The organism is [Clostridium] innocuum, from assembly GCA_012317185.1.
Taxonomy (GTDB): Bacteria; Bacillota_I; Bacilli_A; order Erysipelotrichales; family Erysipelotrichaceae; genus Clostridium_AQ; species Clostridium_AQ innocuum.
On the sequence record CP048838.1, the window covers coordinates 2,524,592 to 2,537,537 of the forward strand.

The window sequence follows — 12,946 nt, forward strand, 5'->3', positions numbered from 1 at the left end:
ATTATAGTATATCATGTTTTCACGAACTTGCAAGCAGCAATATAGAAAATGGTTGACAGCAGCAATATAGAATATACATTGCCAAAGGCATGCTGTATTGATTCTTTACAGCTGATATAGTCCACTACCTTATCAATGCGAAGAAAGAAAATTCATAAATGAAAGGAACCACTGGCGAAGCGGCTGGAAAAGTTTGCTTCGCAGCAATCTCTTCCCGGATTCCATAAGCAGAAACAATCCCTAGCGCCTTTCAACAGAAAATATGTTGAGTTAAAAGCAGCGCATAATCCAAATGCGGACCTCTTGAATGCTAGCTGCTTCTTTTAAGACTGCTTTTATTTAACGGGGCGGTAATTGCCTGTATGATATATTTATTTCCTATTAGACGATACGCCGATTTTGCATATTGCAGGATACTGCCGAAAAGACATAGGCAGGTGTTGTGATATTTGCTTAGAAAGTTAAAAGCAAACCCCGACAGCACCATCCTGGAAACGGATAGAGGTTTATAACAGCCAAAGAATAAAGTGTGAAACAAAACAATTATGCAATATCTGCGCCCGCACAGCGAAATGCAGGGGAAATGGAAAAAGATATGAAATATTTCGATCCTATTCTAAAGGGCATTGAATATCTAAACGGATAGTCAGGACATGTTTTCCTAATTTTGCTGTTCTATCCCGGAATAACAAAAGGGCCTCAGCTTCCATTGGATATCATCCAACAGAATAAGAGTCCCATTCATTTTATAAGCAGATCACAGCTTTACGCAGGTAAGCGTACTGATACAGGAGGTAACCTTTTCTATGCACTGTACGCTTATTTTTCCAGCAGCCCCTCCTGTACCAGAAATTCGTGTGCAACCTCTGCCGGCTCACGTTTTTTTACATCCACCTCATAATTCAGCTTTCGCATCCCTTCGCTGCTCAGATGCTTGCTAAGCTCATTGATCACCCCAACTGCATCCGGATACTCCGTAAGCAGATGATCGCTTACCATAGGTACCCCATAGTATGGAAGAAAATACTGTTTATCATCCTCCAGCACGACCAGATCATAATAGTCGATCAGTCCGTCCGTGGAATATGCATCAATCACATCACTTTCTTTATTGGCCAGAGCTACATAGCGTGTCGCTCCATCCATTGCAATATTATCCTGAAAGTTCATGTTCGGATATTTGCTTTTGATGCCTGGCAGCGCCTCTTTACGATTATTGAATGCCAGGGTTGGTGTGATGGTAAGACGATCGGATACCTTTTCCAGATCACTGACTGTCTTTAAATTGTATTTCTCTGCTGTATCCTTGCGCACAGTAAAGGTATAGGTATCGTTAAACGGCGTCTGATCCAGCAGTGTAAGATTATATTGTTCTTTGATTTTTTCTTTCGCAATGCGATACACCTCATCTGCATTGCTGTTTGATTTCATTTTTAAAATATCGCCATATAATGTTCCGGTATAATCAACATACATGTCAATCTGACCGTTTTGCAGTGCGCTGAAGCATATCTGTACCCCGCCAAGAGAAAGATCTCTTTGTACCTTGTAGTCCGTTTTCGCTTCTATCATATCGGCATACATGTTGCCGAGAATCAGCTGTTCACTCATATCGGAGCTCCCGATATGCAAAGCGTCCTTACTCACGCCCTTCATAAGTCTGCCCCCAACAGAAGCCATCAGCAGGCAAAGACACAGCAGCGATACGATAAGTTTTGTTGATTTGCGTACAGGTCGATTGGTCTGTAAATTTCCAATCGTCAGTCCTTCCGGAACAACCACACGCTCCAGGATTCCCATAAAGGAATCAATAACCAGCGCCAGAATACAGGCAGGAACTGCACCGGCCAGAATCTGCATATTGTTGGATGTTCGGATACCAGAATATACAAGGTAGCCAAGACCTCCTGCTCCGATAAAGGCCGCAATCGTCATCAGTCCGACAGCTGTAACAGCAGAAATCCGTACACCCGCCATAATAATTGGCAATGCCATGGGAATTTGTACCTTTATAAGAATCTGCGCTCTTGTCATACCGATACCCTTAGCCGCCTCCAGTGTCTGATCCGGTATGCTTTGAATACCGGTATACGTATTTTTAATAATTGGCAGAAGCGAATACAGAATAACCATAAAGATGGCGGGCTTGGAGCCGATTCCAAGGAACGGGATTGCAAACCCAAGCAAGGCAAGGCTCGGTATGGCCTGAACGATATTGGCAATTCCCAGAACCGGCTTTGTCAGCTTTTTGAGATAGGAAATTAAAATCCCAAGAGGAACACCAATCGCAATGGCAAGAATCACAGATAACAGCGTAAGCTCCACATGCTCCCAGCTCAACGATAAAATCTGTCCCTGGATGGATTGTACATATTCGAGAAATTCACTCATGCCTGTTCACCTTCTTCCAGATCAAACTGCTTGGAGAAGGTTGTCACCAGAGAGCTTCTGGTAATCAGTCCACGCAGCTTTCCCTGCTCATCCAATACAGGAACATTGTAAAAGTCATGCTGTCTTGTCTGCTGCATAACATCCACAAGGTTATCATCCTCCTGAGCACAGTATGCAGGATTGACCATAATATCACGCACCAGCAGGTGATTGTCCCGCGGCTGTCTGCGAATCATTTTGGCCGTGATCATTCCCTGCAGCATCTGGCTGTGATCAACCACCATCAGCGTATCCACCTTGTTGTAACGCATGTATTCATAGGCACGTACCAGAGAAACACCCGGATAGGTTGTAATGACACGCTTAATCATGATATCACTGGCACGAATCAGCTCCGGCGAATCCCAGATGCGGTTTTTACCGACAAAGCTGCTGACAAATTCGTTAACCGGATGCTTTAGAATTTCCTCAGGTGTATCGAATTGCACAATGTTTCCATCATGCATAATGCAGATACGATCTGCAATTTTAATTGCCTCATCCATATCATGTGTTACGAATACGATCGTTTTTCTCACGTTTTCCTGAATCTGTAAAAGCTGATCCTGCAGTGATGATCGCGTAATCGGGTCCAGTGCGGAAAACGGCTCATCCATCAGGATGATATCCGGATCAAGAGCAAAGGCTCTGGCCACACCGACTCTTTGCTGCTGACCGCCGCTGAGCTCCTGCGGATAGCGTTGGGAAAATTCGGCATAGTCCAGTCCGACCATTTCCATCAGCTCCCTGGTCCTTGCCCTGCGCTGTGCCTGCTCCACATGCTCCAGCTTTGCAATCACCTCCATATTATCCTCTATATTCATATGCGGAAACAAGCCTGTCTGCTGGATGACATATCCCATATTTCTTCGCAGACGAATCACATCCTCATTTCGAATATCACTGCCATTCAAAAGTATCTGACCTTTCGAGGGAGCGATCAAACGATTGATCATTTTCAGGGACGTTGTCTTCCCGCAGCCGCTGGGGCCGATCAGTACAACAAATTCCCCGTCGTGAATCTCCATATTGATATCATGAAGAACCTCCTGATTTTTAAAAGTTTTGGAAACATGCTGAAATTCCAACATCTATATTCCTCCTCTCTTTCCCAAATAGAAAAAACTGTCTGTCGACAGCGTACCGGCGACGTAAGATGAAAGGCGATTTCTGCGTCCCCATCCTTTTTCACCATGTGTAGTTATAAGTATAACACAGTTTAAAAAAAATGTAAAATCCATGGTAAAAAGCAAAGGTTTTTTTCATTTTATTTCAGTCACAGCAATTCTTACATTATCTGCAGGAGCTCACCATTATCCTATGTTTTTCATAAAAAAAGGATTGCAATTCCTAAATAAATACGCTATAATAACAAAGCAATCGCCCGAGTGGTGAAACTGGTAGACGCAACGGACTCAAAATCCGTCGGTAGCAATACCATGCCGGTTCGAGTCCGGCCTCGGGCACCAGTAAACCAGACAACAGATACATCGTATCTGTTTTTTTTTATTTATAAGAATTCCGATTCCATTTTCAATTGATCCGCATTGTACACACCGGCTTATGCGATGGCACAGTCATTGTCTGCTGTTTCAAGCTTCATATATATACCCGCCAGCTTTTTTTGCAAATCATTCCTAAAAAAAGAAAACCATCACAGCAATCAATGAGAGATATATCCTTATTCATCGATTGTGTTGAAGGTTTTTTTATACCTGCTGCTATGCCTTATGCAGACAATGCGTGCTTACTGATTCAGGAATAGCGCTTACTTTTCCACCTGCTTCATGACTGCCGCCTTCTGCTGCTCATCGATCATATTTTCACGAATCATTGCATTCAGTACCTGAATCTGCCGATTTCTGGCTGCGGATTCATGATTACTCAGCTGATAATTTGCAGGAGATTGTGGAAGACCTGCCAAAAGCGTTGCCTCATCCAGCGTCAGATCTTTTGGTTCCTTATGAAAATATCCCTCACTTGCCGCCTTGATTCCGATATAATTATCTCCGTAATTGATCACGTTGACATACAGCTCCAATATTTCTTTTTTGCTCAGTTCCCTTTCAAGATCGTATGCGGTAAAAATCTCACTGACCTTGCGCAGATAGGACGGCTGATAGGTGTAATACATATTTTTTGCCAGCTGCTGCGTGATGGTGCTCCCTCCTCCGCGAATCTGCCCCGCCAGCACATTCTGGTACAGCGCTCTGGCCATGGAACGGTACTCCACCCCATGATGCTCATAAAAGCGCCGGTCCTCGATTGCAACCGTTGCCTGCAGCAGCTCCTCGCTGATTTCATCATACGTTACATAGGACTTTTTATGTTTAATTTCCTCTACCTTTTCACTGATGCTGACCTCATTGGTAGCCTTGACATAATTTACAAAGCCAAGTCCTACAAACAGTGTGAGAGCAATCAAAACGATCAGCAGCAAAATCAGGAACAGTTTTCTTATAATCTTCACTTTATCACCATACTCATTATAGCATACTTATTCCCCTGTGAAGCTAACTTACAGATTCGTTATAAAATCGTCAGGAAACAGAAAGATTCTTCAAAATCAGAATACAAGAAACAAGATAAAATAAAACACGGTCATCACCGTGTATTATCTGTTTGCGTTCACTGACTTCATTATCTGTTTAATCTGAGCCTCAGATGGTTTTCTTCCCATTTGTAAAAACATCGCACGAATCATTTTCTCGTTGATAGGCGGGTTTTCTCTAAGTTCTTTCTCGAATTTCTTTTTTGTGAAATAGAAACCGAGGAATCCCCCAATTGCCAATCCTACAAGGGTAAATAACACAGAGCTTAAAAAATCCATATGTAATCCTCCTTACAATAAGCATATTTTACTATTTTTATGGAGATTTTACAATAGTTTTCGCCCTATTTATCCACTTCTTGGACCAGAAGGCAGCGATATTTTCTTTTCAGCAGCTGATAAAACGGATTCGTGCAATCCTCCATGCATGCCGCTCCCTCCCGTATGTACACCACATATACCCGGGATTTCAAAAAATGATCATAGCTGAGACAGTCCTTTCTGCACTCGATTTCCTTTTGAAAGAAAGCCTCCGCACTCTCTTGCAGGGACTGCATTTCTATCGGAATCTGGATTCTGCTTCTTTGCTGCTCATCCATCCCTTCCAGCAATGCCTGTATGTTCCCACTCTGCTTCATGATATCATAAAAGGCAGGCTGAATCGCATAACACAATTTCATAGATTATCACCCGCTTACATTGTACATCGCCCATTTGTGTGAGATTTGTAGAATTTTGTGGAACGGATTGCTTTTATGGCAGAAACCGCTGCAGCTTGAAGGTGCGGATTCTGGCCGATCAGACACAGCGAAAAACTGGTATACAGCATAAAAAGCCTTCAACGTTAAAAGGCAGGAATCGGGTTACGAATGTCCCGATTCCCACCTCATCATTCTTTATCTGTGTAAATCAATATCCGAGAAATCATATTTCTCAAGGGTAGATGCAATCGTCTTATCCTTGATTGCCAAATTTTCCTTGGTCATGCGTGCTTTCGCTTTCGGCATATTTTCTATAGTCGCCGGTCCGCAGATACAGCCGCCCTGACATGCCATACCCTCCAGAATGTCTGCCTGAAACCGATTCACCTTCATCATGAGCAGCGCTTTTTTGCAGGCATCGCTTCCATCTGCATATTCCGCTGTTACCGCCTCATCATTATTCTCCTTTAAAGCAACGGCAACCGCCTTGGATACACCACCGCCGACAGAGAAGAATCGTCCATAGGCAGAAGCGGTATCCTCTTCCTTCGCAGGAACATTTTCCGGAGAGATATGCCTGGATACAAACATTGCGCCAAGCTCTTCGAAGGTGATACAGAAATCAACCTCACTGTCCTGAACCTCCTGCTTTTTCGCAACACATGGTCCCACGAATACGACCTTGCAATTCGGGTGATGCTTTTTCAGATAGCGCGTTGTCGCAACCATTGGGCTTACCATATGTGAAACACTGCTTTCATATACCGTCGGGAAATGCTGCTTCGCCATGTTTACGAAGGCAGGGCAGCAGGAGGTAGTGATTTTCTTTCCCTCTGCCTTGTGCTTTTTTGCATCTTCCTTTTCATACCATGCCACAGCATCCGCTCCAATAGCCGCTTCGTATACGTCGCTAAAGCCCAGCTCACGCATTGCCTGCATGATCTGCGGCAGCGTTGCGCTGTCAAACTGCCCCTGAATAGCAGGAGCAAACACCGCATAAACCTCTTCTTTTTTCTTCAGCAGCTCGATAACATCCAGCATCCAGGACATATCCTCAATTGCGCCAAACGGACATTTCGCCTGACAGGCACCACAATTTATACATTTTGCCTCATCGATTTTCGCCAGTCCGTCTTCTCCCATACGGATCGCATCGACCGGACAGCTTTTCATGCAGGGACGCTGTGTTTCAACGATGGCATTGAACGGACATGCATTTTTGCAGGCCCCGCATTCCTTACATTTATCATAATCGATAAAAGCGTGATCCTCCCCCATATGAATCGCATCAAATTTACATGCAGACAGGCAGGCCTTTGCCATACACTTCCGGCAATTATCCGTCACCTGTATTTTATGGATGCTGCAGCCGTCACATGCTGCTTCAATCACGCGTACAATCTGACGCTTGTTGTCATTCTCCACCGGTACCGGCGGCTTACCAAGCGCCATTCGCGTCCGCTGGCGTATGATTTCTTTTTCCTTATAAATACAGCAGCGGAATTCTGCATGTTTCCCCGGAATCAACAGATTCGCTACCTCATCACAGACGTCATCATTCAGTTTTCCATCAAACGCACGCTTGCTGACCTCTCTCAGTACGTCGAATTTAAACTGTCTGGCTTCGTGATCAAATAATGACATAATATCCTCCTCTATGCACGAGCAGTATAAACAGCTTGTGCTTTTTTTAACATGATAATTATATCACAAAGCGTACGTATAAAAAAAGCGGTAAATCGTAAAAATTTACAGCTTTTTATGTATTTATACTTTTTTTCTGCAGATATCCTGCTGCTTCTCTTTCTTCTTTCGTCCCGGCTTATATTCAATATATAGAATGGAGGAGAAAATCAGACAGGCTCCGAGTATCATCGGAGGACTCATTACCTCCCCCAGCAGCAGGAAGGAGAAGATGGAAGCAAACAGCGCCTCCATGGACAGGATCAGGGATGCGCTGTTGGCAGTTGTAAATTTCTGCGCAAAGGTCTGCAGCAGATAGGCAAGCAGAGTTGACACAAAAATCAGATAGGCCACATTTCCTGCCGCATGCCAGTTAAAGGAGGTCGGCGGCTGTTCCAGCGTCAATGCACATATCGTGGAAATAACGCCGGCTGTCATCATTTGCAAAGCGGTCATGCACACCGTATCCACATGGGCAGAGTAGCGTTCCAGCGCAATGATATGCAATGCGAAGAACAAGGCGCAGATAAGGGACAGCATATCGCCGAAGCCCAGCATGAGTGCATCCTTTTTCAACGTCAGCAGTGCAATGCCCACAATGCACAGCAATGAAGCAATCAGCTCCTTGCGGGAGGGACGCCGATGCCAAAGCAGCCAGAGCAGATAGGGTACAAACACCACATTGGTAGCGGTCAGAAATGCATTCTTACTCGGCGTTGAATACTTCAAGCCAAAGGTTTGAAAGGCAAACGCCAGAAACAGAAATATCCCTGTCACGATTCCATGTCCAATCGTTGCACGATCCAGCCTGCGCAGCTTTTTCCAGCAGATCAGCAATGGAAAAACAGCAGCCCCTACAAAACGTATCATCATGATATAAAATGGAGACAACGCATCCAGCGCTCCGTCGGTAGCGATGAAACCGCCTCCCCAGACAACGGTAACAACCACCAGTATCATATTTGCGTATATTTTTTTCATAATTCACCTCATTGGTCAACATCATACCACAGCCTTTTCGCTGCCGCAAGTATTCTTTATCAGGAAATATAAGCTTTTTTTCGTATCCTTTTTACAGTCGAAGCACCCGTCCCATGCAAGCAAAAAAAGGATTGCTATTTCTCTATCTCCATATTATAATAATACCCATGAGAAATCAGTCTCGTTTTTTTATACAATTTAAGAGAGAGGAAGCGTTTGTATGAGATTACTGGAAGAATACATAAAAAAATACGGCAATGCTCTGAATGAGGATGTTTTAAAGGTGGATGCTTTTTTGAACCATCAAATTGATGCACAGCTGATGATGGAGCTGGCAAAGGATTTCAAAGAGCATTTCAAGGATAAGCACATCACCAAAATTGCGACAATTGAGACAAGTGGTATCGCACCCGCAGTCATGCTCGGTTACCTGCTGCAGGTTCCCGTTGTCTATTTCAAAAAGGATACCTCCCGGATCATGAAGGACGATCTGTATACCTGTCAGATCCATTCCTTTACCAAAAACAAGGATTATGATATCATCTGCAGTAAGAAATATTTGTCCGCTGATGACCATGTCCTGTTTCTGGATGATTTCATGGCGAATGGTGAGGCATGTCTTGGCGGGATCGAAATACTGAAGCAGGCAAACGCTTTTATCGAGGGCATAGGAATCGTAATTGAGAAAGCCTTTCAGCGGGGGCGCCTGAAGGTAGAGGCGCAGGGGTATCCGGTGTATTCTCAGGCACGCATCGCTTCCCTTTCACAGGGAACGATTACATTCGTTTCCGAAGAGTACGAGGTTGCATAGGCGAATATTATACATAATCCGGACACTGTCCGGTTTTTTTCTGCTTTTGGTATGCCCCACACCCCTGTACATAGTGATTGCGAGACTGTATCTTTTTATTGAAGCTGCACACGCCCCCCTCTGCCGCGCCCTCGCTTATTTCACCGCTGAAATATCCTAAGGATTTTTCAATCTGCAAAGGATGCAATACTTCAATAAAAAAGGAAGACTGCACAGCGATTTCCTAATCGCATACACTCTTCCCTTCTACATATATGAAAGCATACACAGCAGAACTGCCTGTTCGACTGCATCAATCCTCTGCTTTTCTGACCTCCAGCTTTTTCACGACACTCACAAGAAGCGGTATCATCACCAGCTGCAGCACAATGCCGGGTATCGCAGTAACAAAGGCGGCAGTTAAAAATATCTGCATGGTATATGCCTTGTGTGCCATGCTCAGCAGCACCAGGTTGGCAAGTCCGCTGACTGCCCTTCCTGCCAGCATCGTGATAATTAAAGAAGGATACAGCGGCAGCTTTTTAGTCATCCATCCGCTCAAAAAGCCATACGTCGACAGCTCCAAACACATGGCAATTCCGGTCGGCATGAGCGGCGGCATGCCGGTTAATGCACTCGACAGCAGCGGTGTCAGCATGCCAACCAGAGCGCCATAGGCGGGGCCGCACACAAATCCGCACAGCAATACCGGTATATGCATCGGCAGAAAAACTGTGCCTGCCTGCGGTCCAAAGGAATGAAAGGCAAAGGGCAGTACAAGCCCCAGTGCCAGAAAGAATGCTGACAGTGTCAGCTGTTTGACCTGATTACTCATAAAATCCCCCTATTTTGTTACGGCAGAAAACATATCTTCATAGATTTTTTTCAGCTCCTGCGTTTCCTTCTCTGTCATTTTCCGTTCATGCGCATCATGACCATCCACCGTACCAATGTGTCCGGAAACAGCCTTTCCATCCTTTACGACCACGACAAAGGGCACGTAAAGCTGATACTCACCTTGATCATCCTTTTCCATAAACTGCTTTGTATAAGAAATCATCTCCAGCTTCTGCTTTGGTGTATAGAGAAGCTCCTTCTTGTCATCTCTTGTTCGTATGTATAAGATATGCTGCTTATCTGCCTTCGCGACTTCATTCATCACAGGCAGTGCCTCCACACACCACGGACAGCTTGGATATCCGAAATACAGGATTGCACTTTCCTTTTTCTGAAATACGGAAAGAGCCTCCTGCATATCCGAATCTACAAACTGATTTTTTGTTTCCCTGAAATCCTTATATCCGCTCATATCCGCACTTTCGTCAATTCCGCAGGCACTGCTTTTATCTGTTTCATCTGAGCAGTAGGCATCCTTTTTATTCGGTTCTGACTTATCTGCCTCCGTATTTGCACTGCATGCGCATAACAGGCTGACCATGAGCAGCAGAACGATTTTTTTCATAAAATCACCTCATTTGTCTGTGTTGATTATACCATACCTGTCTGTAAAATCACATAAAAACCATATAAAATATATCATCAGGAAAAGAACCGACTCCCTATCCAGTCAGTGGGATACTGTAAATTTCCTTCAGCTCATATCAAGCACAGAGGTAATGTCGTTTTTACTGAACAGTATTATGTATTGCTTTTCACCATATGTTCCAGCGTATCGAAGGGGAAAAGAAAACGGACAGCTTCACCATCCGTTTCTTTCCATCAGTCCTTCAGCAGTGTAACAAGAACCGCCTTTTGCGCATGCAGACGATTTTCCGCTTCGTCGAAGATTTCATCCGCATGAGCTTCAAATACCTTCTCTGTAATTTCCTCTTCCCGATGTGCAGGCAGGCAGTGCAGTACCATGGCATCCGCTTTTGCCACAGCCATGCATGCATCATTGATCTGATAGATGCCCTCAAAGATCTTCCTGCGCTGAGCAGCCTCCTGCTCTTCCCCCATGCTCGCCCACACATCCGTCACCAGTACATCCGCATCCTTCGCGGCCTCCAGCACATTCTGGGTCAGTGTGAAGCGTCCGCTGGCCTGTGCACGCTTCGTGATTTCCTCATCCGGCAGATATTCCAGCGGGCAGGCACATGCCACCTCCATGCCGGCGAGAATTCCACCGTTGATCAGGGAATTCGCCATATTATTTCCGGCACCGATAAAGCACATTTTCAAACCCGTAAGAGTACCCTTGTGTTCCCGAATCGTCTGTAGATCTGCCAGCACCTGACAGGGATGCACATAGTCTGTCAGACCATTGATAATAGGAATGCTTCCATATTCCGCAAGCTCCTCTACATCGGAATGCTTGTACGTGCGAATCATAATGCCGTCCAGATAGCGGGACAGCACACGTGCCGTATCCTTGATTGGCTCTCCGCGTCCCAGCTGCATATCATTGGCATTCAGATACAGTGCAGTGCCACCCAGCTGTGCCATTCCCGTTTCAAAGGAAACACGGGTTCTGGTGGATGATTTGGTAAAAATCATACCAAGCGTTTTATTTCGCAGGTATGGCGTAAACACACCCTTTTTCACTTCTTTTTTCAGACTGTCTGCCAAATCCAGCAGATCATACAGCTCTTCCTTTGTCAAATCTGCAAGTGTCAGTAAATGCTTCATCGTCTTCCTCCTTACGCAATCTGCGTCAGTACAGCTTCCATAACATCCATCGCTTCCTTCAGCTCCTCCAGTGTGATGGTAAGCGGAGGCAGCAAGCGGAGCTTGTCCTTGGCCGTTAAAAGCAATACGCCCTTTTCAATGCATGCAGCCACAACATCCCTGGCTGTAACACCATCCAGAACCACACCACGCATGAGTCCCAGACCATTGACCTGTACGACATGCGGCATTTTGCTCAGTCGCTGCTCTACATAAGCACCCTTTTTTTGAACAGCGTTCAGAAACGCTTCATCCATGCGCTTTAATACAACACATGCACCGGCACAGGCAATGGGATTGCCACCGAACGTTGTACCATGATCGCCGGGATGAAAGGTGTCGGATACCTTTTCCGACAACAGGACACCACCAATCGGAAGACCGTTCCCCAGCCCCTTTGCTGTAGTAACGATATCCGGATGAATCCCATACTGTTCATATGCATACAGGGTACCGCAACGCCCGATACCGGTCTGCACCTCATCCACGATCAGCAGGATGTCCCGCTCTCTGCACAGCTCTGCCACCGCGCTCACAAACGCCGGCTCCAGTGGAAGTACACCGCCTTCTCCCTGAATCATCTCCAGCATGACAGCACAGGTACGCTTGCTGACTTTGCTTTTCAAATCCGCAATATCATTGGCAACCGCATGTACAAATCCGGGTGTAAAGGGATCAAAATGCTGGTGGAAATGATCCTGTCCGGTTGCACTCAACGCCGTAATGGTTCGTCCGTGAAAGGAATTCACCAGCGTGATGATTTCATGCCGTCCAAAGCCATAATGATCACTGGAATATTTTCTGGCAACCTTGATTGCACCTTCATTCGCCTCTGCTCCGGAATTCGCAAAAAACATATTGGTAAAGCCGCATCGCTCACACAGCAGCTCTGCCACATCACTGTCCGGCTGTGAATAATACAGATTGGACACATGCGGAAGCGTGGCCGCCTGGCTCGCAACAGCCTGTACCCATGCATCATCCGCATAGCCAAGTGCATTTACACCGATACCGGCTGTCAGATCCAGATATTCCTTTTCATTTTCATCATATACCCGACAGCCCTTGCCATGCGTCAGCACAACATCAAAGCGTGCATACGTGTGGGCGATATAGCGCTGATCATTCTCTTTTATACCCATA

12 protein-coding genes, 1 tRNA gene and 1 pseudogene are annotated in these 12,946 nt (G+C 45.4%); 2 read left to right on the forward strand and 12 right to left on the reverse strand.

The window, feature by feature from the left end:
- Positions 1-819 precede the first annotated feature (819 nt).
- Both G4D54_12210 and G4D54_12215 read right to left on the reverse strand, forming a co-directional pair.
- Positions 820-2,391, reverse strand: coding sequence for an ABC transporter permease subunit (locus G4D54_12210; GenBank protein ID QJA03156.1), 1,572 nt, complete (start codon positions 2,389-2,391; stop codon positions 820-822).
- On the reverse strand, positions 2,388-3,521 hold the full coding sequence (locus G4D54_12215; protein ID QJA03157.1) for an ABC transporter ATP-binding protein: 1,134 nt from the start codon (positions 3,519-3,521) through the stop codon (positions 2,388-2,390). The genes G4D54_12210 and G4D54_12215 overlap by 4 nt, the downstream gene beginning before the upstream one ends.
- Positions 3,522-3,812: 291 nt before the next feature.
- Here G4D54_12215 and G4D54_12220 point away from each other — a divergent pair.
- Positions 3,813-3,899 (forward strand) — tRNA-Leu (locus tag G4D54_12220).
- Between the two features lie 299 nt (positions 3,900-4,198).
- Here the strand turns inward: G4D54_12220 and G4D54_12225 are convergent.
- From G4D54_12225 to G4D54_12245, 5 genes are all read right to left on the reverse strand, one after another.
- Positions 4,199-4,900, reverse strand: a complete 702-nt coding sequence (locus tag G4D54_12225) for a transglycosylase domain-containing protein (GenBank protein QJA03158.1) — start codon at positions 4,898-4,900, stop codon at positions 4,199-4,201.
- 144 nt (positions 4,901-5,044) lie between these two features.
- Positions 5,045-5,260 carry a YneF family protein gene (locus G4D54_12230; protein ID QJA03159.1) on the reverse strand — a complete coding sequence of 72 codons (216 nt, stop codon included), beginning with the start codon at positions 5,258-5,260 and terminating at the stop codon, positions 5,045-5,047.
- 65 nt (positions 5,261-5,325) lie between these two features.
- Positions 5,326-5,661, reverse strand: coding sequence for a hypothetical protein (locus G4D54_12235; protein ID QJA03160.1), 336 nt, complete (start codon positions 5,659-5,661; stop codon positions 5,326-5,328).
- 216 nt (positions 5,662-5,877) lie between these two features.
- Positions 5,878-7,326, reverse strand: coding sequence for a 4Fe-4S binding protein (locus tag G4D54_12240; GenBank protein QJA03161.1), 1,449 nt, complete (start codon positions 7,324-7,326; stop codon positions 5,878-5,880).
- Between the two features lie 123 nt (positions 7,327-7,449).
- The gene (locus tag G4D54_12245) at positions 7,450-8,346 is read right to left on the reverse strand and encodes a DMT family transporter (protein QJA03162.1); all 897 of its coding nucleotides are present in this window, start codon (positions 8,344-8,346) and stop codon (positions 7,450-7,452) included.
- Between the two features lie 220 nt (positions 8,347-8,566).
- Between G4D54_12245 and G4D54_12250 the strand changes: the two genes are divergently transcribed.
- Positions 8,567-9,157: a xanthine phosphoribosyltransferase gene (locus tag G4D54_12250; protein ID QJA03163.1), complete on the forward strand. Its 591-nt coding sequence runs from the start codon at positions 8,567-8,569 to the stop codon at positions 9,155-9,157.
- A gap of 7 nt (positions 9,158-9,164) precedes the next feature.
- Here G4D54_12250 and G4D54_12255 read toward each other — a convergent pair.
- The 5 genes and pseudogenes from G4D54_12255 to G4D54_12275 all read right to left on the reverse strand — a co-directional run bounded on the left by G4D54_12255 (position 9,165) and on the right by G4D54_12275 (position 12,945).
- A pseudogene (locus tag G4D54_12255) lies at positions 9,165-9,450 on the reverse strand (hypothetical protein).
- Positions 9,450-9,971: an ECF transporter S component gene (locus G4D54_12260; protein ID QJA03164.1), complete on the reverse strand. Its 522-nt coding sequence runs from the start codon at positions 9,969-9,971 to the stop codon at positions 9,450-9,452. Before G4D54_12260 ends, G4D54_12255 begins: the two are co-directional and overlap by 1 nt.
- Positions 9,972-9,980: 9 nt before the next feature.
- Positions 9,981-10,598 carry a transporter accessory protein gene (locus G4D54_12265; protein ID QJA03165.1) on the reverse strand — a complete coding sequence of 206 codons (618 nt, stop codon included), beginning with the start codon at positions 10,596-10,598 and terminating at the stop codon, positions 9,981-9,983.
- A 257-nt stretch (positions 10,599-10,855) separates the two neighbouring features.
- Complete coding sequence (gene argF / locus G4D54_12270; GenBank protein QJA03166.1) at positions 10,856-11,764, reverse strand: ornithine carbamoyltransferase; 909 nt, start codon at positions 11,762-11,764, stop codon at positions 10,856-10,858.
- 11 nt (positions 11,765-11,775) lie between these two features.
- Positions 11,776-12,945 carry an aspartate aminotransferase family protein gene (locus tag G4D54_12275; GenBank protein ID QJA03167.1) on the reverse strand — a complete coding sequence of 390 codons (1,170 nt, stop codon included), beginning with the start codon at positions 12,943-12,945 and terminating at the stop codon, positions 11,776-11,778.
- Position 12,946: the final 1 nt, after the last annotated feature.

What these genes read in the sequence shown, in the direction of transcription:
- G4D54_12210 (QJA03156.1), bottom strand. Translation starts at nt 2,391, where the DNA reads ATGAGTGAATTTCTCGAATATGTACAATCCATCCAGGGACAGATTTTA.
- G4D54_12215 (QJA03157.1), bottom strand. Translation starts at nt 3,521, where the DNA reads ATGTTGGAATTTCAGCATGTTTCCAAAACTTTTAAAAATCAGGAGGTT.
- G4D54_12230 (QJA03159.1), bottom strand. Translation starts at nt 5,260, where the DNA reads ATGGATTTTTTAAGCTCTGTGTTATTTACCCTTGTAGGATTGGCAATT.
- G4D54_12235 (QJA03160.1), bottom strand. Translation starts at nt 5,661, where the DNA reads ATGAAATTGTGTTATGCGATTCAGCCTGCCTTTTATGATATCATGAAG.
- G4D54_12240 (QJA03161.1), bottom strand. Translation starts at nt 7,326, where the DNA reads ATGTCATTATTTGATCACGAAGCCAGACAGTTTAAATTCGACGTACTG.
- G4D54_12245 (QJA03162.1), bottom strand. Translation starts at nt 8,346, where the DNA reads ATGAAAAAAATATACGCAAATATGATACTGGTGGTTGTTACCGTTGTC.
- G4D54_12250 (QJA03163.1), top strand. Translation starts at nt 8,567, where the DNA reads ATGAGATTACTGGAAGAATACATAAAAAAATACGGCAATGCTCTGAAT.
- G4D54_12260 (QJA03164.1), bottom strand. Translation starts at nt 9,971, where the DNA reads ATGAGTAATCAGGTCAAACAGCTGACACTGTCAGCATTCTTTCTGGCA.
- G4D54_12265 (QJA03165.1), bottom strand. Translation starts at nt 10,598, where the DNA reads ATGAAAAAAATCGTTCTGCTGCTCATGGTCAGCCTGTTATGCGCATGC.
- argF (QJA03166.1), bottom strand. Translation starts at nt 11,764, where the DNA reads ATGAAGCATTTACTGACACTTGCAGATTTGACAAAGGAAGAGCTGTAT.
- G4D54_12275 (QJA03167.1), bottom strand. Translation starts at nt 12,945, where the DNA reads ATGGGTATAAAAGAGAATGATCAGCGCTATATCGCCCACACGTATGCA.